This window comes from Herbaspirillum chlorophenolicum, from assembly GCF_001189955.1.
In the GTDB taxonomy this organism is placed as follows: Bacteria; Pseudomonadota; Gammaproteobacteria; order Burkholderiales; family Burkholderiaceae_D; genus Herbaspirillum; species Herbaspirillum chlorophenolicum.
In genome coordinates this window covers 44402-70788 of the sequence record NZ_LFLT01000001.1, presented here as the reverse complement: position 1 = coordinate 70788, position 26387 = coordinate 44402, and the positions used below count along the sequence as shown (strand labels likewise).

The following is a 26387-nucleotide window of genomic DNA, read 5'->3' as shown; positions in this document are numbered from 1 at the left end:
TGCGCGCCACATCAGGAAAAACCTGAAAACCGGGCGCGCAAAAAGAAAACCCGCCAGGCTTGCGCGTGGCGGGTTCAAACTCAATGTCCAAGTCCAAGAGGTTATTGAGGAGACGGATTCACTATATCGAAGCCCCCTTGCATACGGAACAAAGCATTCGTCATGCGCTTATTCGCCGGCGGAATAAGCAGTGCCGGCGCAGCTTTCCAGCCGTTCAACCCGGCTGGATTGCCAGCCAGCGCTCCACCAGGCGGGTCCAATAGGCGGCGCCGACCGGGATGTTCTCGTCGTTGAAATCATAGTGTGCGTTATGCAGCATCAGCTGGCCCTGGCCGTTCCCCACCCGCAAGAAGCAACCGGGACGCTGCTGCAGGAAATAGGCGAAATCCTCGCTGCCGGCGATCGGGCCGAACGGCGCGATCACGTGCTCCTCGCCCACCAGCTCAACGGCCACGCTGCGCGCGAACTCGGTCTCGGCATCGCTGTTGACCAGTACCGGATAACCGCGCAGGTAATCGATCTCGGCGCGTGCGCCGTAGCTGGCGGCATGCGTCTCGGCCAGCGCGCGGATGCGCACTTCCAGCAGCTCGCGCACTTCGGGCTTGAAGGAGCGCACGCTGAGCTCCATGGTCGCAAACTCCGGGATCACGTTGGAGGCATTCCCGGCATGCAGCGAGCCGACCGTGATCACCGCCGTTTCCATCGGATCGACATTGCGCGCAACCACCGTCTGCAGCGCCATCACCAGGCTGGCCGCCGTCACCACCGGATCGACCGACAGGTGCGGGCGCGCCGCATGGCTGCCCTTGCCGACGATCCTGATCTTGACCGTATCGCACGCCGCCATGAAAGGCCCGCTGCGGAACATGAAGGTGCCGGCCGCCACGCCCGGATGGTTGTGGATGCCGAACACCGCGTCGCAGGGGAAACGTTCGAACAGGCGGTCTTCCAGCATCTTCTGGGCGCCGCTGTTGAAACCCGCTTCCTCGGCCGGCTGGAAAATCAGGTTCAGCGTGCCGTCGAAATTGCGCGTGCGCGCCAGGTGGCGTGCCGCCCCCAGCAGCATGGCGGTATGGCCGTCATGGCCGCAGGCATGCATGGTGCCGTGGTTGCGGCTGGCATATGGCAGTCCCGTCTGCTCGGCAATGGGCAAGGCATCCATGTCGGCCCGCAAGCCGATGCTGCGCGTGCTGCTGCCGGCGCGCAGCGTGCCCACCAGGCCGTTGCCGCCAATATCGCGCGTGACCGCGTAACCCCACTCTTCCAATCGCGCAGCCACCAGCGTCGCCGTATCCGCCTCCTGGAAGGAAAGCTCGGGATGCTGGTGGAGATGGCGGCGGATGCCGACGATGTCTTCCCGGATATCGTCCAGGTCGTCGACCCGGCAATAGGCCTTGGCGGCATTGGCGTCAATCAATCTTGTTCTCCGGTGAATTCAGGAATGCAGTCATGCAACCGCACGGCGCGCCATGACTTGCGTGCCTTGCTCTGCCAGATCCCAGAACAGCCCCGCCATCACCTGCAGCGACTCGCGCGATACGCTGGCCAGTATATGCTCGTTAGGCGCGTGCTGTGAGCAAGCCGGATACGAGTGCGGCACCCACAGCGTCGGCAGCCCCAGCGTTTCGGAAAACACATCGTTGGGCAGCGAGCCGCCCAGGTTGGGCAGCAGCGTGGGCTTCTTGCCGCTGGTCTCCTGCATCGAAGCCAGCCCCCAGCGCACCCATTCGTCATCCGGATCGAGGCGGGTGGCGGCGAACTGCACGCCCGACAGCGCCACGCCCACGTCGCTGTAGCCATGCGCGTCGAGATGGGCGCGGATGTTGGCGATGAAGTTGCGGTCATCGCTGCCGACCACGAAACGGATCTGGCAATGCGCGCTGGCGTGGCCGGGGATGGCGTTGACCGGCGCCTCCGGATTGCCGGTCTTGAAGGCCAGCACCTCCAGCGTATTCCAGCCGAACACGCGCTCGGCCGGCGTCATGCCGGGCTCGCCCCATTCGGCATCGACCTCGGGATCGGTGGGGCCGCCGCCAACCTTGACCTCGGCCAGCGCATTGCGCACGCTCTGCGGGAACGCATCCGGCAACAGGCTGGGTACACGGATGCGGCCGCGTCCATCCACCAGGCACGCGATCGCATTGGCCAGGCGCACGCCCGGATTGCGCAGCAAACCGCCCCAATTGCCGGAATGGTGGCCGCCGTCGCGCAGGTTGACCGTGAGGTCGAAATTGCAGCCGCCGCGCGAGCCGAGGAACATGGTCGGCGTAGGCGCGTTCACGCGCGGCCCATCGGAAGCGATGAAGACATCCGCCTTGAGGCGCCCGGCATATGCCTGGCAAACCGCATTCAGGCCGGGCGAGCCGGTCTCCTCGCCCATTTCCAGAATCACCTTGACGTTGTAGCCCAGCTTGCCGCCGCGCGCCTTGATGACCTCTTCCAGCGCAGCCAGGTTGATCGTGTGCTGCGCCTTGTTATCGGCGGTGCCGCGGCCATACCAACGGTCGCCGTCGACCACGATTTCCCAAGGCGACAGGCCGGTGCGCCATTGCTTGTCGTAACCGCGCACGACATCGCCGTGGCCATAGGTCAGGAGCGTGAATGACGCTGCTGCTTCCATCCGTTCGGCGATGAGGAACGGGCTGCCGCCAGGCAGCGGACTGTCCACCACCTCGCAGGTAAAGCCCAGGCTCTCCAGGTAGGGCGCCATCTCCAGATGGAGATAGTCGTACAGGATGGGGCGACTGGCCGGCTCCTGGCTCTCGGTGCGGATGGCGACGCGCTTTTTCATCGTTTCCATGAAACGGCCGTCATCGAAATACGCTTCCACGCCGGCGATGGCTTGTGCTCTGCTCATGCTGATTCTCCTCTGGGTCTGGTTCAATTCATTCATCGGCGACGGCGGCAGATCTCCCTGCCCGCTTCGGCGTCGTGCATTTCGTTCGGTTGCGATGGCGTCGTTCAGGCGGCCGCGGCGAGTTCGGGGATACCCCGGCCCGGCTCCGGCGTGAGCGCCGAAGCCAGCAGCATGCGGGTATAGGGATGCTGGGCATCGCTGAAAATTTTCTCGCGCGTCTGCAGCTCGACAATGCAGCCCTTGTTCATCACCGCCACCCGGTCCACCAGATGCTCCACCACACCCAGGTCATGGCTGATGAACAGGTAGGTCAGCCCGAACTCGGCCTTCAGGTCCAGCAGCAGGTTCAGGATCTGCGCCTGTACCGACACATCCAGCGCCGAGGTCGGCTCGTCGCAGATCAGGATGTCGGGCCGCAGGATCAGCGCACGCGCAATCGCCACGCGCTGGCGCTGGCCGCCGGACAGCTGGTTCGGATACTGCCCATAGGTGCGCTCGGGCATGCCCACCAGGTCGAGAATCCGGCGCACCGCCTTCTCTTGCTCGGCAGCCTTGCCGATGCCATGCAGCTTCAGCGGCAGGCCGACGATCTGCGCCACGGTCTTGCGCGGGTTGAGCGACGAATACGGATCCTGGAAAATCGGCTGGATATGGCGCGCATTGTCGCGGCGCCTGGTCGGGTCGACCTCCTGGCCGTTGACCAGCACATTGCCCGAGGTCGGCTCCAGCAGGCCCAGCAGCATCTTGGCCAGCGTGCTCTTGCCGCAACCGGACTCGCCCACCAGTCCCAGCGTCTCGCCGCGGTACAAGCGCAGCGACACGTCATCGACCGCCTTCAGCGCCACCGGCGCCTTGAACAGGCCGCGCTTCAATTGGTACACCTTGGACAGCGCGCACAACTCCAGCGCAATGTCGCCAGTGGGGGCCGGCGGTTCGGCCGGCAAAAATTTTCCCAGATCGCCCATGTTCATGCCAGCACCTCCATCTCTTCGGTTTGCGTCAGCGCGTCCGGCTTGTGGCAGCGCGCATAGTGCGGATGCCCGTCGCTGCCGCACGCCGCCATCGGCGGCTCGGCCTCGCAGCCGGCATCGGCCAGCGTACAGCGGTTGCGAAAGGTACAGCCGGCGACGTTGCCCACCAGGCTGGGCACCACGCCGGGGATGGCTTGCAGGCGGCTGCCCGGCGGCGTCTTGCCGCGCACCGGAATGCAGTTGAGCAGGCCGCGCGTGTACGGATGGCGCGGCTGCTCGAACAATTGGCCGACATCGGAAGTCTCGACCACCTGCCCCGCATACATCACCGCCACGCGGTCGGCGATGCGCGAGACCACGCCGAGATCGTGTGTAATGAAGACTACGGCCGTGCCGAACTCTTGCTGCAGCTCGCGGATCATGCGCAGGATCTGCGCCTGGATGGTCACGTCCAGCGCGGTGGTCGGCTCGTCGGCGATGATCAGGTCGGGACCGCACATGAGCGACATGGCGATCATCACGCGCTGGCGCAGGCCGCCGGACAACTGGTGCGGATACTGGCGCAACCGGTCTTCGGCGTTGGCGATGCCGGTGCGGTGCAACAGGTAGATCGCCCGCTCGCGCGCCTCGGCGCGGGTGACGTGCGGCTGCTGCAGCATTGCCTCGCACAGCTGGTTTCCCAGCGTGTAGGCGGGATTGAGCGAGGTCATCGGCTCCTGGAAGATCATCGCCATGCGCTTGCCGCGCAGCTGCATCAGCTGCTTCTCGGACATGCCGTTCAGGTCGGCGCCGTCGAACAGGATATGGTCGGCGCTGCACTGCGCCTTGCGCGGCAACAGGCCCATCAGCGCCAGCGAAGTCATCGACTTGCCACAGCCGGATTCGCCGACCAGGCACAGCATCTCGCCGCGCCGCACCTGGAAGTCGATGCCGCGCACCGCATGCAGCATGCCGTTTTCGGTGGGCAGGTCGACCTTCAGGTTTTTCACATCCAGCAATACGCTCATGGCTTTCTCCTTGACTGCAATCGGTTGCGGCTCAGTTGCGGCCGTCGGGCGCATTGATGTCGCGGATGCCGTCGCCCACCAGGTTGATGGCCAGCACCAGCACCGCCAGCGCCAGGCCGGGGATGACGATCACCCACGGCTTGAAGAACATGTAGGACTTGCCTTCCGACACCATCAGCCCCCACGACGGAGTGGGCGGCTGCACACCCAGGCCAAGGAAGGACAGCGTGGCTTCCAGCAGGATCGCGTGGGCCATCTCCAGCGTCACCACCACGATCAGCACCCCCATGATGTTGGGCAGGATCTCACGCACCAGGATGTAGGGCGTGGAAGCGCCGATGGCCTTGGCCGCGGCGATGAATTCGGCGTCGCGGATCTGCTGCGTGGCCGAGCGCGTGACCACCGCGAAACGGTCCCACAGCAACAGGCCCAGCAGGATGATCACCACCTTGAGCGAACCGCCCACCAGCGATGCCATCGCCAGCGCCACCAGCACCACCGGCATGGCCAGGCGGGTGGTGATCAGGTAGCTGATGACGGCGTCGGTGCGGCCGCCGAAGTAACCGGCCAGTACGCCCAGCGTGGTGCCGATCAAGCCCGAAATGAGTGCCGCCGCAATACCGATCATCAGCGACACGCGGGCGCCGTAGATCAGCCGCGACAGGTAATCGCGGCCCAGCTTGTCGGTGCCGAGAATGTGCTCCCAGCTGCCCTGCGCGTTCCAGACCGGCGGGATCAGCCGCGCCGACACATCCTGATTGAACGGGTCATGCGGCGCCAGGAGCGGCGCAAAGACTGCCGCCAGCACGATCAGGAGCAGCACGGCCGCGCCCAGCGTCAAGCCGCGATGGCCCAGGAAGCGGTTGAGCTTGCGGCGCCAGGCCGGCGCCGGCTTCAATGCGCCTTGCAGCAGCGCGCCCGGTTGCAGGGCGGAGGATGTGGTGGTCATGTCGGCTCCTTCAGCGGGTGCGGATGCGCGGATCGAGCAGCGCATTGATGATGTCGGCCAGGAAGGTCAGGCCGATGTAGAACATGGCGATGATCAGCACCACCGCCTGCACCACCGGATAGTCGTTGCGCGAGATGGCGTCCCAGGCCAGCTGGCCCAGGCCCTGCATCGAGTAGACCGATTCGATCACCACCGAGCCGCCCAGCATGAAGCCCAGCTCCACCGCCGCCAGCGCCACCACCGGGATCACAGCATTGCGCAACGCATGCTTGAACACCACCTTTGACTTGGACAGCCCCTTGGCGCGGGCAGTGCGGATGTAGTCCGAACCCAGCACTTCCAGCATGCCGGAACGGGTCAGGCGCATCATCGCCGGCATGGCGTAGTAGCCCAATGCCACCGCCGGCAGGATGAAGTGCTGCCAGCTTTCATTGCCGGCCACCGGCAGCCAGTGCAGCGTGACGGCGAAAATCAGGATCAGCGTGAGGCCGAACCAGAAACTGGGCATGGCCTGGCCGACCACGGCGATCATCAGTGCAATGCGGTCAAGCCAGGTGTCGCGGTAGATGGCCGCCAGCACGCCCAGCGGAATGGCCACCAGGATCGCCAGCAGCAAGGCGCTGCCGCCCAGCTTGAAGGTGATCGGCAAGCGCTCGGCGATCATTTCCATCACCGGGCCGTTGAAGTAGAACGAATTGCCGAAGTCCAGGTGCACCGCCTTGGCAAGCCAGTCCACGTACTGCGTGGTCATCGGCCGGTCCAGGCCGAACTGCACGCGGATCTGCTCGACCTGGGCGGCGCTGGATTCAGGCCCGGCAATGGCGGTGGCCAGGTCGCCCGACATGTGCAGCAGCGAGAAACTGACGATGGACACCGTCAGCGCCACGCACAGGGCGATGGCCAGACGGCGCAGGATGAATATCAACATGGCGGCGTTCCCTGTGATGGGTGAGCGGAGCTGCGCGGGATGCGCCGGACAGTGCTTGCAAATTGCAGGCCTGCCCGGCCGCAACCTTATTTCCAGCTGGCCTCGTAGAAACGGGGCAGTTCATCCGGATAGCCCTGGAACTTCAACTGCGCGTTGTAGGCATAGAACGTCGAATACGAAAACATCGGCGCCACATAGGCTTGCTTGGAGATCAACTCCTGCGCCTTGGTGTAGTTGGCCTTGCGCACCGCCGGGTCGATCGAGGAGTCGGCGATCTGCAGGTATTGCTGCAATTGCGGGTCCTTGGTGATGTCGTCGGCACTGCCCTTGAAGTAGACGCCAGCGAAGGCCGAGGTATCGTTCATCGAGAACGAGCCCCAGGAATAGAAACTCATCGGGGTCTTGCCGCTGCGGTATTCGTTTTGCAGGGCTGCGAACTTCATGTAATGCAGGCGTGCGCGGATGCCGATCTTATGCAGGTCGCCAATGATGGCTTCGGCCACCTCGCGTTCGCGGTAGGCGTAGATGTCGGTGTCGAAGCCGTTGGGATAGCCGGCCGCCGCCAGCAGTTCCTTGGCCTTGGCCGGGTTGTAGTCGAACTTGATGGCGGCGTTGCTATCGCAGCCGAACTGGGTGCGGAAGCAGGCGGTGTAGACCGGCTGGCTGCCGCCGCGCATCAGGTTGTCGGCGTAACCCTTGCGGTTGATCGCATGGTTGACCGCCTGGCGCACGCGCAGGTCCTTGAACGGCGAATTGGGCGAGGATGAACCGGTGGTATCCAGCGTAAGGAAGCCCACGCGCATGGTCTCGCCGCTTTGCACCGCCAGCTTGGGATTGGTCTTGAGCGAATCGGCCTGGTCGGGCGGCACGCGCCAGATCCAGTCGATGGCGCCGGTCATCAGTTGCGCCGCACGGGTTTCCGGATCGGGGATCACCACGAACTTGATATTGCCGATGCTGGGCTGCCCCTGTGGGCTGTCCTTGAAGTAGCCGGCGTTCTTCACCAGGGTCACGCCCTGCCCCGGCGTCACACTGGTCACCTTGTAAGGGCCGGTGCCGATCGGCGCCTTGGCGAAACCGTCCAGCCCGACCTTCTTGAAGTAAGCCGCCGGATAGACCGGCAGCGGGCCGGCCAGGTATTCGAGCGCTGCCGGGAACGGCGCCTTCAGGTTGATGCGTACCTTGTAGTCGCCCAGCTTGTCGGCGCTCTTGATCCAGTCGGTGTTCTGGCGCGTGACCGCCTTCGACTCGGGCGACACCACATAGTTGAAGGTAAACACCACGTCGTCGGCGCTGAACTTGTCGCCGTTCTGGAATTGCACGCCCTGGCGCAAATCCAGCACCAGCGCCGTGGGCGACTCCCACTTCCAGGCAGTGGCCAGTTGCGGCTTGTACTCGTTGGTCTTGGGGTCGCGGTAGATCAGGGTGTCCCAGATCAGGTGGGCCAGGATCACGCCTTCACGCAGGTTGTTGTGGTACTGGCTGATGTTTTCGACTTCGCTGTCGGACGCATACACCAGTGTGTCGTTGGCCTTGTTGGCCATCGCGGAAAACGATGCGGCGGCGCCTGCCACCAGCAATGCACATCGCGACCAGGCCAATAAAGATGTCTTCATTGCGTTCATCCCAACCCCTTCGTGAAAGAGAAATGTTTGAAAAAACAGCGACGTCGAGGGCATACTAGGCCGGTCTTTATCGATGCCGCAATAATCAAATTTCTATGCCTTCGTTGCCAAAAAGAGATGGCTCGATTTGTGCACCACAATGTATGGATACCTTGAAAGCCAGCATCGCAGCAGGGCCACGGCTTGCCACGCAGATGCAGCATTTTCGGCCCCGACGTTTTGTCTGGCGACGCACCAAAGCCGTGAAGACTGCACCAAATAAACCATGCAAATCTTTTTGCAGCACCCTGAATGCACTTCATCAATCGGCATAAAAGAGGTCCACGATGAAATCGCAGCACCTGCAAGACACTGCCCTGCGCTACTTCCTGGAAGTCGTGCGTTGCGGCTCGATCAGCGAGGCTTCACAACGGCTCAATGTGGCCAGCTCGGCCATCAGCCGCCAGATCAGCAGCCTGGAAGATGCCCTCGATACCGTGTTGTTCGAACGCAAGCCGCGCGGCATGGAGCTCTCGGCCGGCGGTGAAATGCTGGCTGCGCACGCGCGCAAGGTGGCGCTGGAGGCCGACCGCGTGGTAGCCGACCTGCAGGCCCTGAAAGGGTTGCGCAGCGGCCGCGTAAGGCTGGCATCGTCGGAAGGTTTCGCCATCGATTTCCTGCCGCGCCTGATCAATGCTTTCCAGAAAAAGTATCCCGGCTTCGTATTCCAGCTCTTCGTCGGCGCCCCGGCCGCGGTATCGCGCCAGGTGCGCGAGGGCAACGCCGACATCGGCCTGACGTTCGCGCGCCTGCCGGAGCCGGAAATCAAGGTGGTGCACCGCCAGCCGGGACCGATCTCGCTGGTGATGCGGCACGACCATCCGCTGGCGCGCTTCCGCCAGGTTTCGGTGTCGCAGATCCGCGCCTATCCGATGGCGCTGCCTGACCCCACCACCACGCTGCGCCAGTTGTTCGATATCGCCTGCAGCCGCCAGCATGTGGCGATCGAACCGGTGATGACCAGCAACTACATCCAGTCCCTGCACAATTACCTGCTCGATAATGATGCCCTGTCCATCACCGGTGAAGTGACGGTACGCTATCGCATCGCCAGCGGTGAACTGACCATCCGCCCGATCCGCGATTGCCCCAGCGACGGCCGTTTCGTCGAAGTGCAGACGCTGGCCGGACGCACCCTGCCGCGCAGCGTGGAAATCTTCCTCGATTATCTGGTGGCTGACCTTGCCAAGGATCTGTAAGAATCTTTGTCCGGTTCAATGAAAAAAGCCGTGACGGAATTTTCCGTCACGGCTTTTTCTATGGTGCGCATACTGGGCAATGCCAGTCGAGAGTTCCCGGATTAGCCCTCGTCCGACCACCCCAGCCCCAGCGCTTTCTGGATACCGACGAAACTGCGCGTCAACGCCGCCTCGGCCTGCAGCAGGTTCTGCTGTGCGGTGATCTGCTGGCGCGTGGTATCCAGCACGTCGATCAGGGTACCGGTGCCTGCCGCATAGCGCTGGCGCGCCAGTTCCAGCGCGCGGTCGGCCGACACCTTGGTGCGCGCCACGGTGGCCACGGTCACGCGTCCATAGCGGAAGCGCGAGAGCGAATCCTCGGCATCGCGCAATGCGTCGAGCACGGTCTGGCGATACTTCATTTCGGCTTCATCGCGCACACGCTCGGCCTGGGTGACGCGCGACCTGGCGCGGCCGAAGTCGAGGAAGTTCCAGCTCAGCATGGGCGCACCGATGGCGGCGAAGTCATCCAGCCTGGTCAGGTCGGAAGGATGCGTTCCCCCCAGGCCGATGATGCCCAACAGCTTTAGGCTGGGATACTTCGCCGCCTCGGCCTGCCCGATCTTGGCAGTGTCGGCGGCCAGCGTACGCTCGGCGGCCCGGATATCGGGACGGCGGCGCAAGAGCGAGGTCGGATCGCCCACCGCCACTTCGGCCGGCGGCAAGGGTACCGGCGCGGCCAATGCCAGTTCGGCATCCAGTGCGCCAGGTTCCTGGCCCGCCAGCGTGGCGAGCTGGTTCAGGTAAGCCTCTTTATCCGCCTGCAGCGGCACCAGGTCGGCGCGGGTGCCGTCAAGCTGGTTCTGCATGCGGATCAGGTCCAGGCTGGAGGCGGTGCCGCGTTCCACGCGCTGGCTGGTCAACCCCAGCATCTGCTCCTGCGCGCGGATCGATTCATCGCCCAATGCCAGCCGCTGCTGACGGTCGCGCAGGTTGATATAGGCATTGGCCACTTCAGCCGCCAGGCTGACCTGCACATCGGCCAGCGTGGCCTGGGCGGCTTCGGCGCTGGCGCCCGCGGCCTGTATCGAACGCTTGTGGGCGCCGAACAGATCCACTTCCCAGGTGGCGTCAAACCCCAGGCTATACAGGTTGGCGCTGGTGGATGAACCGGAAGAGCTGGACAAACCGCCAAGGTTCAGCGGCGGCAGGCGCGCATGCGCCGCCAGGGCCGATGCACCCACGCTGGGGAGTGCATTAGCCTGTTCCAGGTTGAGCGCGGCGCGCGACTGCTGCAGCCGCGCACGCGCCGCACCCAGGTTGGGGTTGGCCTCCAGCGCGCGCTGCACCAGGCTGTTGAGGATCGGATCGTTGAGACCCTCCCACCAGCGGTTGGACGGCATGGCCGCCGTGGATGACGCGTCGCCGCGCACGAAATGCCCGTTCTGCGCGGCATGCGGCGCAGCGTCCGGCGGGCCGGCGTAGTCGGGCCCCAGGGCGCAGCCGGCCAATAAGGCGGCAGCCGCCAGCGCAACCAGGCGCGGAATGCAGTGAGTGTGAAGTGTTGTCGTTTGCATGATGTTCATCAATGAGTAGTCACCGGAGCCGCATGGGTCGGCAAGGGGCGCAGAAACAGCACCAGCGGCGTCACACACAGGATCGCCACGCCCAGCAGCCAGAACAGGTCGGCGTACGTCATGGTCAATGCCTGCACCTGGATGGTGGAGCCCAGCAGGCGGATCGCGGTGTCCTGCCCGCCCAGCAAGTGGCCTTGGGCGGCGATGGTCGATTGCACCAGCTCGGAGTTGGCCGACAGACTCTCTTCCAGCCGCCGGCTGTGCAGCCACAGGCGCTGGTCCTGGATCACGGCGATGCTGGCCAGCGCCAGCGAACCGCCCAAATTGCGCGCCGCGCTGTACAGGCCGGAAGCATCGCCCGCCTGCGAAGGCGGTACCGAGCGGATCGCCGCCTGGTTCAGGAACAGCATGGCCAGCACCGTGCCGACGCCGCGCATCAGCTGCGAGGCGATGAAGGAGCCGCCATATGACAATGGGCTCAGGTCGGTCTCGATGAAAGCCGACAGCGCCAGCAGCAAGAAGCCGGTGCCGACTGCCAGGCGGATATCGACGCGCCGCATCAGCATCGGCGTGAACGGCATCATCAGGATCATCGGCACGCCCGAGAGCAGCACGATCACGCCCGACTGCAGCGAGTTGTAGCCGGCGATGCCCGCCAGGAACTGCGGGATCACATAGGCCGTGCCATACAGCGCCACGCCGACGATCATGGCCATCATCACCACCGAACCGAACTGGCGGTCGCGCAGCAGGCGCAACTGGATCACCGGATGCTTCGCCCGCACCTGGCCGATGCCCAGCAGGATGAAGCCGACCACCGAGGTCAGCGCCAGCCAGCGGATATCCGGCGAGGAGAACCACTGCTCGCGCTCGCCCTCTTCCAGCACCACGGTCAGCCCACCCAGGCCCAGCGCCAGGCCGAGGATGCCGAGCCAGTCGGCCTCGGCCAGTTGTTCGAACTTGGGGCGCTCATAAGGAATCGCCACCAGCAGCAAGGTGATCAGCGCTGCGCCCACCGGCAGGTTGATGAAGAAGGCGTAGTGCCAGCTGACGTTCTCGGTCAGCCAGCCGCCCAGCACCGGCCCCAGCACCGGCCCGAGGATGGCGGTGGCACCGAACATGGCATTGCCCACCGGCTGCTGCGAACGCGGCAGGCGCGTAGCGATGATGGTCATGGCGGTAGGGATCAGCGCGCCGCCGGTGAAGCCCTGGCCGATCCGGCCGACGATCATCATCGGCAAGGTGGTCGACAGGCCGCACAGCACCGAGAACAGCGTGAACAGGCTGGCCGCCGACAGCAGCAGGATGCGCAGCCCGAACAGGCGCTCCAGCCAGGCCGACATCGGGATGATCACGATCTCCGCCACCAGGTAGGCGGTGGCAATCCAGGTGCCTTCGGTGCCGGAAGCGCCGATCTCGCCCTGGATGGTGGGCAGCGAGGAGTTGACGATGGAAATGTCCAGCGTCGCCATCAGCGCGCCCAGCGTGCCGGCCGCCACCGCCAGCCAGGCGGCGGCATCGGCCTTCTCGCCGCTCGCTCCCGCAGATGGTTTGGCAGCGGCGTTCAACGTACCTCCCTGGCCGGCTTCTGGTCGACGCCGGCATTGGCTTCGCTGTTGCGCTCACGGTGTTCGCGCAGCTCGTCCTTGGCGGCGATAGTGTTGACCTCCACCGTCACCGACAAGCCGGCCACGAACACCTTGCGATCCTGCGCCGAGGCATCGACAGCGATGCGCACCGGCACGCGCTGGACGATCTTGGTGAAGTTGCCGGTAGCGTTCTGCGGCGGCAGCAGCGAGAACTGCGCGCCGGTACCCGGCGAGATGCTTTCCACATGGCCCTGGAATTCGATGCCGGGCAAGGCGTCGATCTTGATCACGGCAGGCTGGCCGATGCGCATCAGGCCGATCTGGGTTTCCTTGTAGTTGGCGGTGACGTAGAAGTTGGTCGGCACCACCGTCATCATGCGCGTGCCGGCCGAGACGAACTGGCCGACGCGTACCTGCTTGTCGCCAATGCGGCCGTCGACGCTGGCGCGGATTTCGGTCGCCCCGAGGTTGACGCTGGCGGCGTCATATTGGGCCTTGGCGGTCTCGCCCTGGGCCTGGGCCTGGCGCACCTGGGCCTGGAGCGAATGCACGCGCAGCCGGGCCGCATCCAGCGCGGCACGGCGGGTGGCGACGCTGGCCTTGGCCTGCGCCATCTGGTTGCGCAGCGTGGTCAGGCGCTCGCGGGTTTCAGCGCCCGATGCCGCCAGCGGCGTGTAACGCTCGACTTCCGAGGTGGCGAAACGGGCATCCTCTTCGGCCGACGCCAGCTGTGCCTTGGCCTGGTCGATTGCCGCGTTCTGCTCGGCCAGTTGCGCCTTGGCGGCATCTTCACTGGCGGCGGCGGCATCGATCTGCGCCTTGGACTGGGCGGCCTGCGCCGAATAGTCGCGCGGGTCGATGCGCACCAGCGGCTGGTCGGCCTTCACATCCTGGTTGTCGGCCACGAACACCTGCTCGACGTAGCCCGATACCTTGGGCGCCACCGTCACGCTGTCGGCGTAGACGAAGGCATCGTTGGTGCTCTCCAGATATTTGCCGCGGAACTGGTAGTAAATGATCCAGGCCGCAATGATGACCAGCGCGACCGCCATCAACGAGCGCAAGATGAACCTGGCGCGGGGACTCATGCGTTTCTTGGCCTTGCCGTTGCTTCCATTGTTGCCGTTGTCCTGCCCTGCTCCGGCTGTGCTTGTTGTGGCGTCTGTCATTTTTTATCCTGATATCGGGGGCCCCGGCGTTGCCGGGATTACTTACAAATCGAGTGGAAACAGGCTATTGAGTGAATTAATGAGGTACCATATGATATGGCATCCGAGAAAATTATGTCCACCACCTTTACAAACGACTACACCGAAGCCGCCGAAGCGCTGCGCGACTTCTACCTGCGCTCGCACCGCACCCTCGACAAACTGATGGCGGCGCAGGGCGCATCGTTCGCGCGCACCAAGATCATGGCCGTCATCCAGCGCAGCGGAAAAGTCCGCTCCACCGACCTGGCCGGCGCCTTCGGCTTCGCCCCGCGCACCATCACCGAGGCAGTCGATGGCCTGGAACGTGACGGCCTGGTCGAACGCGTGGTCGATCCCGCCGACCGCCGGGTCAAGCAAATCTCATTGACGCCATTGGGAGAGGAAGTGTTGTGCGCATCCGAACCGGCGCGCAAACGCTTTGGGCAGCAGTTGTTCGAGGTTCTGGACAAGAAGGAAACCGCCCAGCTCGCCCAGTTGCTGGGCAAGCTCAACAGCAGGCTGGGGGAACTGGAGCAGGAGCTGGCGGAAGAGGTTGCCGCCGCAAAACCGGAAGACGGTACCCGGCGCAAGAAAAAGTAAGCGGATTGCGGCGGTGGACGTGGCCGCAATCGCTTGAGATTGTTGACAGGTCGGATGGACAGCTGTGCGCTTTGAATGCGGACAGGAGAGACGCTCAACGCCGCCGGGTCCTGACTTTCGTCAGGACGACGGCGCTTGCCGTTTGCACAGCAACGTCACATCCCCATCATTTCACCGATCCGCAAACTCATCGGTAGCCCGGATCAGCTTATCCAGTATCCCCGGTTCGCTATAGGCATGTCCGGCACTGCCGATCAGGTGCAATTGCGCATCCGGCCAGGCCTTGGCCAGATCCCATGCCGACCTTGCCGGCGTCGCCAGGTCATAACGCCCCTGCACGATCACCCCCGGTATCCCCTTCAGTCGCGAGGCATTGGCCAGCAACTGCCCTTCTTCCATGAAACCGCGATTGAAGAAGTAATGGTTCTCGATGCGCGCAAAGGCCAGTGCGAACAAGGCGTCGTTGAAGGAATCGATCATCTTCTCGTCGGGCACCAGCGTGATGGTACTGGCCTCCCAACGGCTCCAGGCGCGCGCCGCTTCCAGCTTGGCGGCCTCGTCGGCGCCGGTCAGGCGCTTGCGGTAAGCGGTCACCAGGTCGCCGCGCTCGGCCTCGGGAATCGGCGCCAGGAATTCATCCCAGCGATCCGGCGCCATCCACGACGCGCCCTCCTGGTAGTACCAATCCAGTTCTGCCTTGCGCAGCAGGAAGATGCCGCGCAACACCAGCTCGGTCACGCGCTCGGGATGGGTCTGGGCATAGGCCAGCGCCAGCGTGCTGCCCCAGGAGCCGCCGAACACTTGCCACTTCCCGATCTTGAGCATCTCGCGCAGGCGTTCGATATCGGCCACCAGATCCCAGGTGGTATTGGCTTCCAGGTAGGCATGCGGCAGCGAACGTCTGCAACCGCGCTGGTCGAACAGCACGATGCGGTATTTCTCCGGATTGAACAGGCGCCGGTGCGAAGGGCCGCTGCCACCGCCGGGGCCGCCATGCAGGAACACCACCGGCTTGCCGTGCGGATTGCCGCACACCTCCCAATACACGCGATGGCCATCGCCCACATCCAGCAAGCCCTTGTCGTAAGGCTCGATGGGCGGGTAGAACGTGCGCAGTTGCGATTCGGATGATGAGGCAGGGGTGGCGGCAGATGTCATTGGTGAAATCCTCGTGGGTGGGATACAAGCAAACAGTATAGGTCTTGTCCGCAGATCCTTCACTCGACCACAAGTTCGTAGCTGTTCTTGACTTCATTGAGCACAAAGAAGGAACGCAACTGGCGCACGCCCGGCAGGCGCAGCAGCACGTTGGCATGCAGCCGGTTGAAGGCCTGCAGGTCTTTCACGCGCAGCTTGATCCAGTAATCGAATTCGCCGGCCAGCAGCAGGCACTCCTGCACGGCCGCGATATCGCGCACTGCCTTCTCGAACTCGGCGAAGCTTTCCGGCGTCGAGCGGTCCAGCACCACACCCACAGTCACCAGTACCGGCAGCCCCAGCTTTTCCGGATCGAGGATGGCGCGCACTTCCCTCACATATCCCTCATCCATCAGCCGTTTGGTGTGGTTCCAGCAGGCCGTGGCGCTCATGCCGACCTTCTTCGCCAGCTCGGCGTTGGCAATGCGGCCGTCCTTCTGCAGCGCCTTGAGGATGCGCTTGTCCATGCGATCGAGCGACATGATGAAAATTTCCCTATTTTTTAAATTTAAGGATTTTTATTTCGACAAACTAAATTTCTTCACTTTATCAAACCAGATAATCTCATAAATTCGGAAGCACCATTTAAAACGCCAAGCGTAAAGTTGATCCCGGCGATTCGACATGGATCGGAGCCATTTTTGAACCCGAACTGAACCTGAACCGGAGCACTCTCATGCTGGCACTCGACAAACTGTTCCCGCGCAAGACGCTGGGCTTCTTCCCCTCCCCCCTCCATAAACTGGAACGCCTGTCCGCGATGCTCGACACCGAAATCTGGGCCAAGCGCGACGACGTCTCGTCCGGCCTGGCCTTCGGCGGCAACAAGATCCGCAAGCTGGAATGGCTGGTGGCCGACGCGCTGGCCAAGGGCTGCGACACCCTGGTCTCGATCGGCAACATCCAGTCCAACCACACGCGGCAGGTATGCGCCGCCGCGGCAGCGGTCGGCATGAAGTCATACACCGTGCAGGAAACCTGGCTGGAATGGGACGACCCGGTGTACGACAAGGTCGGCAATATCCTGCTGACCCGCATCATGGGCGGCAACCCGATCATGGGCGGCTACGGTTACTCGACCACGGAAAAAGACACCTGGGCCAAGGCACTGGAAGAAGTGCGCGCCAAGGGCGGCAAGCCCTACCCGATTCCTGCAGGCGCTTCGGACCACCCGCTGGGCGGCCTGGGCTACGCCAACTTCGCCGATGAAGTGGCGATGCAGGAGCAGCAGCTGGGCATCTTCTTCGACAACATCGTGGTAGCGACCTGTACCGGTTCGACGCAAGCCGGCATGGTGGTTGGCTTCGCCGCGCAGGAAAAGCGCCGCCGCGTGATCGGCATCGACACCGCCGACGACGAAGCGATGACCCGCCGCGCCGTCACCAAGATCGCCAACGACACCTGCGAGCTGATCGCTTCCAAGGGCGGCAAGAAGGTGGTGTTGAAAGACGCCGACATCGAGATCATCCCCGACTACAGCGGCCCGGCCTACGGCCTGCCGAGCGAGCAGACCATCGCCGCCATCCGCACCGCCGCCGAAATGGAAGCGATGCTGACCGACCCGGTGTATGAAGGCAAATCCATCGACGGCCTGATCGACATGGCCAAGAAGGGCCACTTCAAGGGCCAGCGCGTGCTGTACGCCCACCTCGGCGGCGCTCCGGCGCTGAACGCCTATTACAAGGCCTTCGAAGATCCGGAGAACCTGACCAAGCTGGCGCGTGAAGCGCGTTACAAGGAATAAGCGGCGAGCAGGACCTGCAAAACAAAAGCGGCCCGCAAGATTGCGGGCCGCTTTTTACATTTCCCAATGGGATTGAACTCTGTGTTCAGAAGAGCACGTCGAGGCTGCCCGTCTCCAACGTATCGAGCAAAGTGCACATCATCCTGCAGCAAAACACTACATCTTTGCCGATTGCACCGACATTTCCGTTTCCATCGAATTCCCGCCGCTTGATCAGCATCAAAGTCCCTGTCTCACTTCACGCGTACCTTTCGTCCATCATCACTCGTCAGGTAAACAGCCGTGAAAAAACTCGTGACCATCGCTGCCGCCGCTGCGGCTTTCGCTTCCTCCTTTGCCGCTCCCGCCGCCTTCGCGCAGGAAGCGCAAAGCCCCTGGCTGGTGCGCCTGCGCGCCGTCAACATCAGCCCCGACAACAAGTCCGACCCGGTCGCCGGCGTGACTACCCAATCGGACCAACTGACCGTCAGCTCCAAGACCATCCCGGAAATCGACATCAGCTACTTCTTCACCCCGAACATCGCGGCTGAGCTGATCCTGACCTATCCGCAGAAACACGACGTCCGCCTCTCCGGCCAGAACATCGGCAGCTTCAAGCAACTGCCGCCGACCCTGCTGCTGCAATACCACTTCACGCCGGAATCGCGCTTTTCGCCTTATGTCGGCGCCGGCATCAACTACACCCGCATCTCCAACGTGAACGTGCTGGGCGGCGCGGCCGAGCTGGATAACCACAGCATCGGCGGCGCCCTGCAGGCCGGCCTGGACATCAAGATCGACAAGCACTGGCTGATCAACTTCGATCTCAAGAAAGCCCAGATCCAGAGCGACGTGAAAGTCGGCGGCACCAAGGTCAGCACCGTCAAGATCGATCCGTGGCTGTTCGGCGTCGGCGTCGGCTATCGCTTCTGATCGCCAGTACCCGACGCACGACGCGGCGCGATCGGTCATTCCCGATGACCGGTCGCGCTGTTGCATATCTAAAGCGCGCGTTTCACCTGCTCCACCGTTCCATAGCAAGAAGAGGTTCCATCACGATGCCGACAACTTCGCATACCACGCCGGTGGCACCCGGCGCACCGATGCCGCACCGCAAGGTCATCCGTTCCTGGGTGATCCCGATCAGCCAGCGCAGCACCTCCATCGCGCTCTGGCTGTCGGCCATCGATTACTGCCTGTTCGGCCTCGGACTGGCAGCCATCGTCTGGATGCCGTGGATGATCGGCAAGATCCTGCTGGGCATGGCAACCGGTTTCGTCATCGGCCGCCTGTTCATCCTCGGCCACGATGCCTGCCACCAGAGCTTCACTCCCAACCGCAAACTCAATACCTGGCTGGGCCGCATCCTGTTCATGCCATCGCTGACGCCATACAGCCTGTGGGCGATCGGCCATAACGTGGTGCACCACGGCTACACCAACCTGAAGGGGTTCGACTTCGTCTGGCAACCGCGCACCATCGAGGAATTCCGCGCCCTGCCGCGCTGGCGCCAGCGCCTGGAGCGCATCTACCGCAGCGGCTGGGCGCCGGGCCTGTACTACATGGTGGATATGTGGTGGAAGCGCATGTACTTCCCCTCGAAGAAGCAGATGCCTACCCGCCGCGCCGAGTTCATGTGGGACGGTCTGCTGGTCAGCCTGGCGGCGGCGGCGTGGATCGCCGGCCTGGCCTGGGCGGCGCAGGCCACCGGCCAGTCGTTCTGGGGCCTGTTCATTACCGGTTTCGCCATTCCCATCCTGTTCTGGAAGGCGATGATCGGGTTCGTGGTCTATGTGCACCACACGCATACCTCGGTGGCGTGGTACCAGGACAAGCTCACCTGGGCCGCTGCCCAGCCCTTCGTCTCCACCACCGTGCACCTGACCTTCGGCCGCCGCTGGGGCGCGCTGCTGCACCACATCATGGAGCACACCGCGCACCACGTGGACATGAGCGTACCGCTGTACCGCCTGAAGCAGGCGCAGAAGAAACTGGAAACCATGCTGCCCGGCCGCATCGTGATCCAGAAGTTCTCGTGGCGCTGGTACTTCGACACCGCGCGCCGCTGCAAGCTGTACGACTTCAACCGCCTGTGCTGGACCGACTTCCGCGGCCGCCCCACCAGCAAGCCGTTGCCGATGCCTGACATGCCCGCGGCGGCAACCACGGCAAGCCAGGCCTGAGCAATGCCTGCAGTTTAACTTTCAACAACAAGACGGTCGCATGGAAGGGCAGTCGCGGATCCCCGGTAACCCCGCGATACCGCCCAATCCCCCCATCAAGACCGCCCCTCCCTCTTCTTTTTATTGTGCCCCCCGCACTTGCCCACCTGGCCGATAACTTCTCCCGATTACTTGCCGCTTGTTTGATCTGGAGCAAGAAATGCCGTCTGATTCCGCAATAGCACCGCTTCGCGCCTGTCCTGCAGACTTAAAATGGGGACCATCAAAGATCGCAACATGCCGCCGGGAACATCGTATGAACCAGTCTTGCCACTCCGCCCTGAACGCCGCATCTCCTGCCGTTGCCAACGCTGCCGCTCCGCTGCATCAGGTGTCGACCCTGACCGCTGCGCGCGAAGCCGCCAGCAGTTCGTCCCTGCGCAGCTGCACCGCCTGCGGCATGCACCAGTTGTGCTTGCCGATGGGCCTGGACGAGTCCGACATGAAGCGCTTGGACAAGATCATCGGCCGCCGCAAGGTGGCGCGCGACGATTTCCTGTACCGCATCGGCGACCGCTTCACGGCGCTGTACGCAGTACGCGTGGGCCACTTCAAGACCTACCAGGAAAACCTCGACGGCGACCGCCAGATCACCGGCTTCCAGATGCCCGGCGAACTGCTGGGCATGGATGCCATCAGCACCGAACGCCACCAGTGCGACGCCGTGGCCCTGCAAGACAGCGAAGTGTGCGAGATCCCGTTTGCGCGCCTGGAACAATTGTTCGGCCAGATCCCGCACCTGCTGCGCCATTTCCACCGCATCATGAGCCATGAAATCACCAGCGAGCAGAACGTCATCATGCTGCTGGGGAACATGCGCGCCGAACAGCGCTTCGCGGCCTTCCTGGTCAATTTGTCTTCGCGCTACGCGGCGCGCGGCTATTCATCGACCCGCTTCCAATTGCGCATGACGCGCCAGGATGTGGGCAACTACCTGGGCCTGACCATCGAAAGCATCAGCCGCCTGATCTCCAAATTCCGCAAGCAGGGATTATTGGCGGTGGAGCAGCGCGATGTGGAAGTGGTGGACCTCGCGGCACTGAAGAAGCTGGCTGCCGGCGTGGACGCCTGCGTACCGCCAGGCGCACGCGCGACGACCTGATCGCATCCCTTACGCCGGATGACGTGGCCGCTCCTTTGGAGCGGCTTGCGTCAGCCGCACGGCCAGCAGGCCGGACGCGGCGAAACTTCCCCAGAAACAAAAGAATCCTATCGTGTAGGCGCCCAGCGCATCCCACTCGCGGTGGCCCGCGGCCAGCGCCAGGCCGGTCGGATCGAACATGGAAAAGAACAGCCCCTCCGCTGCGATGGCCATGAGAAACGCCATCCAGCCGACGATGGCGTAATTGCGTAGATTCCTGCGCATTGCCTTCTCCTTTGCATTGTTGTCTGCGCCCGCGGTTGGGACACGTTCCGGTCTTGCCGCCGGCTTGCCGTACTTAACGCCTGTAATGCATTACCGTTTATTCCGCCGGCGCGTAAGCCTGCGCACTCATCGCCATTTCACGTTGCTGCGGCCAGGCCCAGTTGCCATGCAAGCGCCAGGCGCGGCTGCCGTCTTCGGCCACCAGGCGCCAGCGTGCCGGCTCCAGTTCGTCCAGCGGCACGGCGAAACTGCCGTCGACGGCGGGCCGGGCGACCAGCGCACGGTCGCGGGCCGGCTGGGTCGGATGCACCAGGCTCAGAAAGAGCACGCTACCCGCCTCACCCGCCGCCGGCTTTTCCGTCATGCGCAAGCGGCCGCGCAACATGCCGGCCGCCGGGTCATAGGCCAGGCGGATATCCGCGCCCAGGCGCAAGGCCTCATGGTCGCGCCGCAAGTCCTGGTTGATGGCCTTGCCCTGCTTGTAATAATCGTCGGCCACTAGCGCGTCGCCGCGCACGACCGCCAGCCAGACGGTGAACAGGCCGGCCACCACCACCACGGCCGGGCCCGCCATCAATAGCCAGGGCCAGCGGTGGCGATACCAGGGAATGGAAGCGGCGGACAGGGTCTGGACGTTCGGATGCATGGTCGGTTTTTCCTTCACGAAAATGGTCAGCGGCGCGGCACGATGAAGACGGCCTTCTCGCTCACATGCAGCGCCTGATTGTCTTCAGCCTGTAGTTCAAAGTGGATCTTGTTGGAACCTCTCTCGCCGGCTCCGTGCGGCGCACGCACACGCACCGGCACCGACAGGGTCTGGGTGGCCGCAACCTCGATCACGTCGGACGGCGCCACCGTCAACCCGGCAATGCCGCCGACGGTGATGCGGTAGCGGTGGCTGCGCTCATCGGTGTTGATGACTTGCAGCCGGTATACGTTCTCGATGATGCCCTCTTCCACTTCGCGCCCCATCGAGCCGCGATCGCGGATGACATCCAGCTTCACCGGCATGCGTACCCACAGCGATGCGGAGAACAGCGCCACTACCGCCGCCAGGATGGCGCTGTAGATAAGGATGCGCGGACGCAGCAGCCGGCGCCTGATCGCCGATGCCGGCAAGCCTTGCTCTATCGCATTCTCGGTCGAATAACGGATCAGCCCGTGCGGACGCTTGATCTTGTCCATCACGCTGTCGCAGGCATCGACGCAGGCCGCGCAGCCGATGCACATGTATTGCAAGCCCTGGCGGATATCAATGCCTGTCGGGCATACCTGCACGCACATCGTGCAATCGATGCAATCGCCCGCCCCGTCCTTCCCGGTTGCCCTGGCTTGCGGCATGCGCGGCTCGCCGCGCTGCGCGTCATAGGTGACGATGAGCGAGTCGCGGTCGAACATGGCGCTCTGGAAACGCGCATAGGGGCACATGTACTTGCACACCTGCTCGCGCATCCAGCCCGCATTGCCGTAGGTGGCGAAGCCGTAGAACAGGATCCAGAAGATTTCCCAGGGGCCGAAGGCAAAGGCCGCCAGCTCGGGCAGCAGTGCGCGCATGGGGGAGAAATAGCCGACGAAGCTGACGCCGGTCCACAGCGCCACCGCGCCCCAGGCCAGATGCTTGGCCGACTTGCGCCACAGCTTTTCAAACGACCATGGCTGGCGGTCCAGGCGCATGCGGGCGCTGCGCGTGCCTTCGATGCGGCGCTCTATCCACATGAAGATTTCTGTATAGACCGTCTGCGGGCAGGCGTAACCGCACCACACGCGCCCCGCCACTGCAGTAAACAGGAACAGGCCGAAGGCGCAGATGATCAGGAGCGCCGCCAGCCAGATGAAATCCTGCGGCCACAGCACCAGGCCGAACAGGTAGAACTTGCGCGTCACCAGGTCGAACAGCACGGCCTGGCGGCCGTTCCAGTTCACCCAAGGCAAGCCGTAGAACACCAGTTGCGTCAGAAAGACGCACAGCCAGCGCAGGCTGGCGAAACGTCCCTTGATCTCGCGCGGGTAGATCTGCTCGCGCGCCTGGTACATGCGGATGACGGCGAATTGTTCTTGTTCCTTGCCGGGAGGAGGTTCACCGCCCTTTGCTTGCTTGGAGATCATTTCTTGCCTTCAAAATACCGTCGTCCCTGCAACAGCAGGGACGACACCATGGCGTTACTTCGCCCCTGCGTTGCTCGGCCGGTTCGACAGGCTCCACACATAAGCCGCCAGCACATGCACCTTGGGCTCGCCGAGGAATTCGCCGAAGGCCGGCATGGTGTTGTCGCGCCCCTTGGTGATGGTTTCCTTGATGGTGTCGATGCTGCCGCCATAGAGCCAGATCTTGTCGGACAGGTTGGGCGCGCCCAGCATCTGGTTGCCCTTGCCGCCGGCGCCGTGGCAAGCCATGCAGGCGCCGAACTTGGACTTGCCGAGTTCGGCCTTGATCGGATCATGGGTCGAATCCGACAGGCTCAGCACATAGTTGGCGACGTTATCGACATCCTTGTCCGAACCCAGCGCGGCGCCCATCGGAGGCATCACGCCGTGGCGGCCCTTCATGATGGTTTCCTTGATGGTTTCGGGCGCGCCGCCGTGCAGCCAGTCATCGTCGGTCAGGTTGGGAAAGCCCTTGTTGCCGCGCGCGTCGGAGCCGTGGCACTGCGCGCAATAAGTCAGGAACAACCGCTCGCCGATGGCGCGCGCCTGCGGGTCGGCGGCGACCAGCTTCAGGTCCTGCTTCATGTAGTGGTCGAACAGCGGACCGTACCTGGCATTGGCCGCACGCACGTCGCCATCGTGCTCGGAGGTCGATTGCCATCCCAGCGTACCGGCGAAGTTGCCCAGGCCCGGATACACCACCAGGTAGCCGACCGAGAAGATGATGGTCAGATAGAACAGCCACATCCACCAGCGCGGCAGCGGGTTGTTCAGCTCGGTCAGGTCTTCGTCCCAGACGTGGCCGGTGGTGGAACCGGCGACAGGCTGCTCGCCCTTCTTGACCTTCCAGGTCGATTGCTGCCACAGCAGCAAGGCGCAGCCGATGATGCCCAGCACGGTGAGCACGATGATCCAGATGTTCCAGAAACCGCTGGTGAAATCAGCCATGGCGCGCCTCCCCGTCCTGCTCGGCGGCGGCCGGCTGGCCGATGTCGCCATCGGCGAAAGGCAGCATGGCGGCCTGGTTGAAATCGGCTGGCTTGTGGCTGACGTAGGCCCACCAGATGATGCCGGCGAAGGTGACAAAGCTGGCCAGCGTGATGAGGCTGCGCGCGTCGGTCAGGAAATCGATGTTCATGCTCTTATCTCTCCGCCTTGATCTGTATGCCCAGTTCCTGCAGGTAAGCGATCAGCGCGTCCTGCTCGGTCTTGCCGGCCAATGCGGCCGGGGCGTCCTTGATCTCTGCTTCGGTATAGGGGTCGCCCAGGCGCTTCAGTGCGCGCATGCGCGAGACGATGTCGTAGTTGTCCAATCGGGCCTGCTCCAGCCACGGGTAGGCCGGCATGTTGGACTCCGGCACCATGTCGCGCGGGTTGTGCAGGTGGGCGCGATGCCATTCGTCGCTGTAGCGGCCGCCCACGCGGGCGAGATCAGGGCCGGTGCGCTTGGAGCCCCACTGGAACGGGCGGTCATAGACCGACTCGCCGGCCACCGAGTAATGGCCGTAGCGCTCGGTCTCGGCGCGCAGCGGACGGATCATCTGCGAATGGCAGTTGTAGCAGCCCTCGCGGATGTAGATGTCGCGTCCGGCCAGGCGCAGCGCCGAATAAGGCTTCAAGCCGGCGATCGGCTCGGTGGTCGACTTCTGGAAGAACAGCGGCACGATCTCGGCCAGGCCGCCGATGCTCACCACCAGCACCACCAGCCCGATCAGCAGCCAGGGATTCTTTTCGATCCATTCATGCGAAAACTTCATTCTTTCCCCCAATCAGTGCGCGGTGTTGGCCACGGCAGGAATCGGCGCGTGCGCCAGCTTGGTGCCCCGCATGGTGCGCACCGTGTTGTAGGCCATGACCAGCATGCCGGACAGGTACATCAGGCCGCCGATGAGGCGGATCACGTAATACGGATAAGTGGCCTTGACGCTTTCGACGAAGGAGTAGGTCAGCGTGCCGTCGCTGTTGACCGCGCGCCACATGAGGCCCTGCATCACGCCGGCGATCCACATGGCGGCGATGTACAGCACGATGCCGATGGTGGCGACCCAGAAATGGATTTCGATCAGGTCGCGGCTCCACATCTCGGTCTTGCCGGACAGCCGGGGGATCAGGTAATACATCGACCCCATGGTGATGAAGCCGACCCAGCCTAGCGCGCCGGAATGGACGTGGCCGATGGTCCAGTCGGTGTAGTGCGACAGCGCGTTGACGGTCTTGATGGCCATCATCGGGCCTTCGAAGGTGGCCATGCCGTAGAAGGACAGCGACACCACCAGGAACTTGAGGATGGGATCGGTGCGCAACTGGTGCCAGGCGCCCGACAGCGTCATCATGCCGTTGATCATGCCGCCCCAGGACGGCGCCAGCAGGATCAGCGAGAACACCATGCCCAGCGACTGGGTCCAGTCCGGCAGCGCGGTGTAGTGAAGATGGTGCGGACCGGCCCACATGTAGGTGAAGATCAGCGCCCAGAAGTGCACGATCGACAGGCGATAGGAATACACCGGTTTATTGACCTGCTTGGGGATGAAGTAGTACATCATCCCCAGGAAGCCCGCCGTCAGGAAAAAGCCCACCGCGTTATGGCCGTACCACCACTGGATCATCGCGTCCTGCGCGCCGCTGTAGGCCGAGTAGGACTTGGTCAGCGTGGCCGGCATGCTGATACCGTTGACGATGTGCAGGATGGCCACGGCGATGATGAAAGCGCCGTAGAACCAGTTGGCCACATAAATGTGCTGCACGCGGCGCTTGACGATGGTGCCGAAAAACACCACCGCGTAGGCCACCCACACCACCGCGATCAGGATGGTGATGGGCCACTCCAGCTCGGCGTATTCCTTGCCGCGGGTCAGCCCCATCGGCAAGGTGATGGCCGCGGCCACGATCACGACCTGCCAGCCCCAGAAAGTGAAGGCGGCCAGGAAGTCGGAAAACAGCCGTACCTGGCAGGTGCGCTGCACGACATAGTAGGAAGTCGCCATCAGCGCGCTGCCGCCGAAGGCGAAGATCACCGCATTGGTATGCAAGGGCCGCAGCCGGCCGAAGCTCAGCCAGGGAATCCCCATGTTCAGTTCAGGCCACGCCAGTTGGGCGGCGATGACCACCCCCACCAGCATCCCGACTACGCCCCACAGGATGGTCGCCACCGAAAACTGGCGAACCACCTTGTAGTTGTAGCTATTTTCTTTGCTCACGAAACTCTCCCCGCTCTGTTGAGTACT

25 protein-coding genes are annotated in these 26387 nt (G+C 63.5%); 6 read left to right on the top strand and 19 right to left on the bottom strand.

Annotation, left to right across the window (positions count from 1 at the left end):
• Positions 1-214: 214 nt before the first annotated feature.
• The 7 genes from AKL28_RS00335 to AKL28_RS00305 form a co-directional block, all read right to left on the bottom strand.
• Entirely contained in the window at positions 215-1414 is a 1200-nt protein-coding gene (locus AKL28_RS00335; RefSeq protein WP_050466285.1) for a M20 aminoacylase family protein, read from the bottom strand.
• 33 nt (positions 1415-1447) lie between these two features.
• A complete protein-coding gene (locus AKL28_RS00330; protein ID WP_050466066.1) occupies positions 1448-2857 on the bottom strand; it encodes a M20 family metallopeptidase in 1410 nt (469 codons plus the stop codon).
• 104 nt (positions 2858-2961) lie between these two features.
• Positions 2962-3828: an ATP-binding cassette domain-containing protein gene (locus AKL28_RS00325; RefSeq protein WP_050466065.1), complete on the bottom strand. Its 867-nt coding sequence runs from the start codon at positions 3826-3828 to the stop codon at positions 2962-2964.
• A complete protein-coding gene (locus tag AKL28_RS00320; RefSeq protein ID WP_050466064.1) occupies positions 3825-4835 on the bottom strand; it encodes an ABC transporter ATP-binding protein in 1011 nt (336 codons plus the stop codon). Before AKL28_RS00320 ends, AKL28_RS00325 begins: the two co-directional genes overlap by 4 nt.
• A gap of 31 nt (positions 4836-4866) precedes the next feature.
• A complete protein-coding gene (locus AKL28_RS00315) occupies positions 4867-5784 on the bottom strand; it encodes an ABC transporter permease (protein ID WP_156226195.1) in 918 nt (305 codons plus the stop codon).
• 10 nt (positions 5785-5794) lie between these two features.
• Positions 5795-6712 carry an ABC transporter permease gene (locus AKL28_RS00310; RefSeq protein ID WP_050466063.1) on the bottom strand — a complete coding sequence of 306 codons (918 nt, stop codon included), beginning with the start codon at positions 6710-6712 and terminating at the stop codon, positions 5795-5797.
• A gap of 86 nt (positions 6713-6798) precedes the next feature.
• Positions 6799-8337 carry an ABC transporter substrate-binding protein gene (locus AKL28_RS00305; protein ID WP_050466062.1) on the bottom strand — a complete coding sequence of 513 codons (1539 nt, stop codon included), beginning with the start codon at positions 8335-8337 and terminating at the stop codon, positions 6799-6801.
• 326 nt (positions 8338-8663) lie between these two features.
• On the opposite strand from AKL28_RS00305, the gene AKL28_RS00300 reads away from it, so the two are divergent.
• A complete protein-coding gene (locus tag AKL28_RS00300; RefSeq protein WP_050466061.1) occupies positions 8664-9575 on the top strand; it encodes a LysR family transcriptional regulator in 912 nt (303 codons plus the stop codon).
• Positions 9576-9676: 101 nt separating this feature from the next.
• Here the strand turns inward: AKL28_RS00300 and AKL28_RS00295 are convergent, their stop codons facing one another.
• The 3 genes from AKL28_RS00295 to AKL28_RS00285 are packed head-to-tail and all read right to left on the bottom strand — an operon-like array spanning position 9677 to position 13889.
• Positions 9677-11131, bottom strand: a complete 1455-nt coding sequence (locus AKL28_RS00295; RefSeq protein ID WP_050466283.1) for an efflux transporter outer membrane subunit — start codon at positions 11129-11131, stop codon at positions 9677-9679.
• A gap of 8 nt (positions 11132-11139) precedes the next feature.
• Positions 11140-12699, bottom strand: coding sequence for an MDR family MFS transporter (locus AKL28_RS00290; RefSeq protein WP_050466060.1), 1560 nt, complete (start codon positions 12697-12699; stop codon positions 11140-11142).
• Entirely contained in the window at positions 12696-13889 is a 1194-nt protein-coding gene (locus AKL28_RS00285; protein ID WP_050466059.1) for an HlyD family secretion protein, read from the bottom strand. Before AKL28_RS00285 ends, AKL28_RS00290 begins: the two co-directional genes overlap by 4 nt.
• Positions 13890-14003: 114 nt before the next feature.
• Between AKL28_RS00285 and AKL28_RS00280 the strand changes: the two genes are divergently transcribed.
• Positions 14004-14510: a MarR family winged helix-turn-helix transcriptional regulator gene (locus tag AKL28_RS00280; protein ID WP_050466058.1), complete on the top strand. Its 507-nt coding sequence runs from the start codon at positions 14004-14006 to the stop codon at positions 14508-14510.
• A gap of 171 nt (positions 14511-14681) precedes the next feature.
• Here the strand turns inward: AKL28_RS00280 and pip are convergent, their stop codons facing one another.
• Positions 14682-15668, bottom strand: a complete 987-nt coding sequence (gene pip / locus AKL28_RS00275; protein WP_050466057.1) for a prolyl aminopeptidase — start codon at positions 15666-15668, stop codon at positions 14682-14684.
• A gap of 59 nt (positions 15669-15727) precedes the next feature.
• The gene (locus tag AKL28_RS00270; RefSeq protein WP_050466056.1) at positions 15728-16189 is read right to left on the bottom strand and encodes an Lrp/AsnC family transcriptional regulator; all 462 of its coding nucleotides are present in this window, start codon (positions 16187-16189) and stop codon (positions 15728-15730) included.
• A 194-nt stretch (positions 16190-16383) separates the two neighbouring features.
• On the opposite strand from AKL28_RS00270, the gene AKL28_RS00265 reads away from it, so the two are divergent.
• The 4 genes from AKL28_RS00265 to fnr all read left to right on the top strand — a co-directional run bounded on the left by AKL28_RS00265 (position 16384) and on the right by fnr (position 20754).
• Positions 16384-17451 carry a 1-aminocyclopropane-1-carboxylate deaminase gene (locus tag AKL28_RS00265; RefSeq protein ID WP_050466055.1) on the top strand — a complete coding sequence of 356 codons (1068 nt, stop codon included), beginning with the start codon at positions 16384-16386 and terminating at the stop codon, positions 17449-17451.
• Between the two features lie 282 nt (positions 17452-17733).
• Positions 17734-18363 carry an OmpW/AlkL family protein gene (locus AKL28_RS00260; RefSeq protein WP_082221300.1) on the top strand — a complete coding sequence of 210 codons (630 nt, stop codon included), beginning with the start codon at positions 17734-17736 and terminating at the stop codon, positions 18361-18363.
• 170 nt (positions 18364-18533) lie between these two features.
• Positions 18534-19613 (top strand): fatty acid desaturase, encoded by a 1080-nt coding sequence (locus AKL28_RS00255; RefSeq protein ID WP_050466282.1) that lies wholly within the window; start codon positions 18534-18536, stop codon positions 19611-19613.
• A 295-nt stretch (positions 19614-19908) separates the two neighbouring features.
• Positions 19909-20754 (top strand): fumarate/nitrate reduction transcriptional regulator Fnr, encoded by an 846-nt coding sequence (fnr, locus tag AKL28_RS00250; protein WP_050466053.1) that lies wholly within the window; start codon positions 19909-19911, stop codon positions 20752-20754.
• Between the two features lie 9 nt (positions 20755-20763).
• Here the strand turns inward: fnr and AKL28_RS00245 are convergent, their stop codons facing one another.
• The 7 genes from AKL28_RS00245 to ccoN all read right to left on the bottom strand — a co-directional run bounded on the left by AKL28_RS00245 (position 20764) and on the right by ccoN (position 26360).
• A complete protein-coding gene (locus tag AKL28_RS00245) occupies positions 20764-21018 on the bottom strand; it encodes a hypothetical protein (RefSeq protein ID WP_050466052.1) in 255 nt (84 codons plus the stop codon).
• Positions 21019-21115: 97 nt separating this feature from the next.
• Entirely contained in the window at positions 21116-21664 is a 549-nt protein-coding gene (locus AKL28_RS00240) for a FixH family protein (RefSeq protein WP_050466051.1), read from the bottom strand.
• Between the two features lie 26 nt (positions 21665-21690).
• Positions 21691-23124: a cytochrome c oxidase accessory protein CcoG gene (gene ccoG, locus AKL28_RS00235; RefSeq protein WP_050466050.1), complete on the bottom strand. Its 1434-nt coding sequence runs from the start codon at positions 23122-23124 to the stop codon at positions 21691-21693.
• Between the two features lie 54 nt (positions 23125-23178).
• The gene (ccoP, locus tag AKL28_RS00230) at positions 23179-24111 is read right to left on the bottom strand and encodes a cytochrome-c oxidase, cbb3-type subunit III (protein WP_050466049.1); all 933 of its coding nucleotides are present in this window, start codon (positions 24109-24111) and stop codon (positions 23179-23181) included.
• Positions 24104-24301, bottom strand: coding sequence for a cbb3-type cytochrome oxidase subunit 3 (locus AKL28_RS00225; protein WP_050466048.1), 198 nt, complete (start codon positions 24299-24301; stop codon positions 24104-24106). Before AKL28_RS00225 ends, ccoP begins: the two co-directional genes overlap by 8 nt.
• Positions 24302-24305: 4 nt before the next feature.
• Positions 24306-24920, bottom strand: a complete 615-nt coding sequence (ccoO, locus tag AKL28_RS00220) for a cytochrome-c oxidase, cbb3-type subunit II (RefSeq protein ID WP_050466047.1) — start codon at positions 24918-24920, stop codon at positions 24306-24308.
• Between the two features lie 12 nt (positions 24921-24932).
• Positions 24933-26360: a cytochrome-c oxidase, cbb3-type subunit I gene (ccoN, locus tag AKL28_RS00215; RefSeq protein ID WP_050466046.1), complete on the bottom strand. Its 1428-nt coding sequence runs from the start codon at positions 26358-26360 to the stop codon at positions 24933-24935.
• Positions 26361-26387: the final 27 nt, after the last annotated feature.

Coding starts and splice junctions, on each gene's coding strand:
- AKL28_RS00330 (WP_050466066.1), bottom strand. CDS start 2,857: ATGAGCAGAGCACAAGCCATCGCCGGCGTGGAAGCGTATTTCGATGAC.
- AKL28_RS00325 (WP_050466065.1), bottom strand. CDS start 3,828: ATGAACATGGGCGATCTGGGAAAATTTTTGCCGGCCGAACCGCCGGCC.
- AKL28_RS00320 (WP_050466064.1), bottom strand. CDS start 4,835: ATGAGCGTATTGCTGGATGTGAAAAACCTGAAGGTCGACCTGCCCACC.
- AKL28_RS00315 (WP_156226195.1), bottom strand. CDS start 5,784: ATGACCACCACATCCTCCGCCCTGCAACCGGGCGCGCTGCTGCAAGGC.
- AKL28_RS00310 (WP_050466063.1), bottom strand. CDS start 6,712: ATGTTGATATTCATCCTGCGCCGTCTGGCCATCGCCCTGTGCGTGGCG.
- AKL28_RS00305 (WP_050466062.1), bottom strand. CDS start 8,337: ATGAACGCAATGAAGACATCTTTATTGGCCTGGTCGCGATGTGCATTG.
- AKL28_RS00300 (WP_050466061.1), top strand. CDS start 8,664: ATGAAATCGCAGCACCTGCAAGACACTGCCCTGCGCTACTTCCTGGAA.
- AKL28_RS00295 (WP_050466283.1), bottom strand. CDS start 11,131: ATGCAAACGACAACACTTCACACTCACTGCATTCCGCGCCTGGTTGCG.
- AKL28_RS00285 (WP_050466059.1), bottom strand. CDS start 13,889: ATGACAGACGCCACAACAAGCACAGCCGGAGCAGGGCAGGACAACGGC.
- AKL28_RS00280 (WP_050466058.1), top strand. CDS start 14,004: ATGTCCACCACCTTTACAAACGACTACACCGAAGCCGCCGAAGCGCTG.
- pip (WP_050466057.1), bottom strand. CDS start 15,668: ATGACATCTGCCGCCACCCCTGCCTCATCATCCGAATCGCAACTGCGC.
- AKL28_RS00270 (WP_050466056.1), bottom strand. CDS start 16,189: ATGTCGCTCGATCGCATGGACAAGCGCATCCTCAAGGCGCTGCAGAAG.
- AKL28_RS00265 (WP_050466055.1), top strand. CDS start 16,384: ATGCTGGCACTCGACAAACTGTTCCCGCGCAAGACGCTGGGCTTCTTC.
- AKL28_RS00255 (WP_050466282.1), top strand. CDS start 18,534: ATGCCGCACCGCAAGGTCATCCGTTCCTGGGTGATCCCGATCAGCCAG.
- fnr (WP_050466053.1), top strand. CDS start 19,909: ATGAACCAGTCTTGCCACTCCGCCCTGAACGCCGCATCTCCTGCCGTT.
- AKL28_RS00245 (WP_050466052.1), bottom strand. CDS start 21,018: ATGCGCAGGAATCTACGCAATTACGCCATCGTCGGCTGGATGGCGTTT.
- AKL28_RS00240 (WP_050466051.1), bottom strand. CDS start 21,664: ATGCATCCGAACGTCCAGACCCTGTCCGCCGCTTCCATTCCCTGGTAT.
- ccoG (WP_050466050.1), bottom strand. CDS start 23,124: ATGATCTCCAAGCAAGCAAAGGGCGGTGAACCTCCTCCCGGCAAGGAA.
- ccoP (WP_050466049.1), bottom strand. CDS start 24,111: ATGGCTGATTTCACCAGCGGTTTCTGGAACATCTGGATCATCGTGCTC.
- AKL28_RS00225 (WP_050466048.1), bottom strand. CDS start 24,301: ATGAACATCGATTTCCTGACCGACGCGCGCAGCCTCATCACGCTGGCC.
- ccoO (WP_050466047.1), bottom strand. CDS start 24,920: ATGAAGTTTTCGCATGAATGGATCGAAAAGAATCCCTGGCTGCTGATC.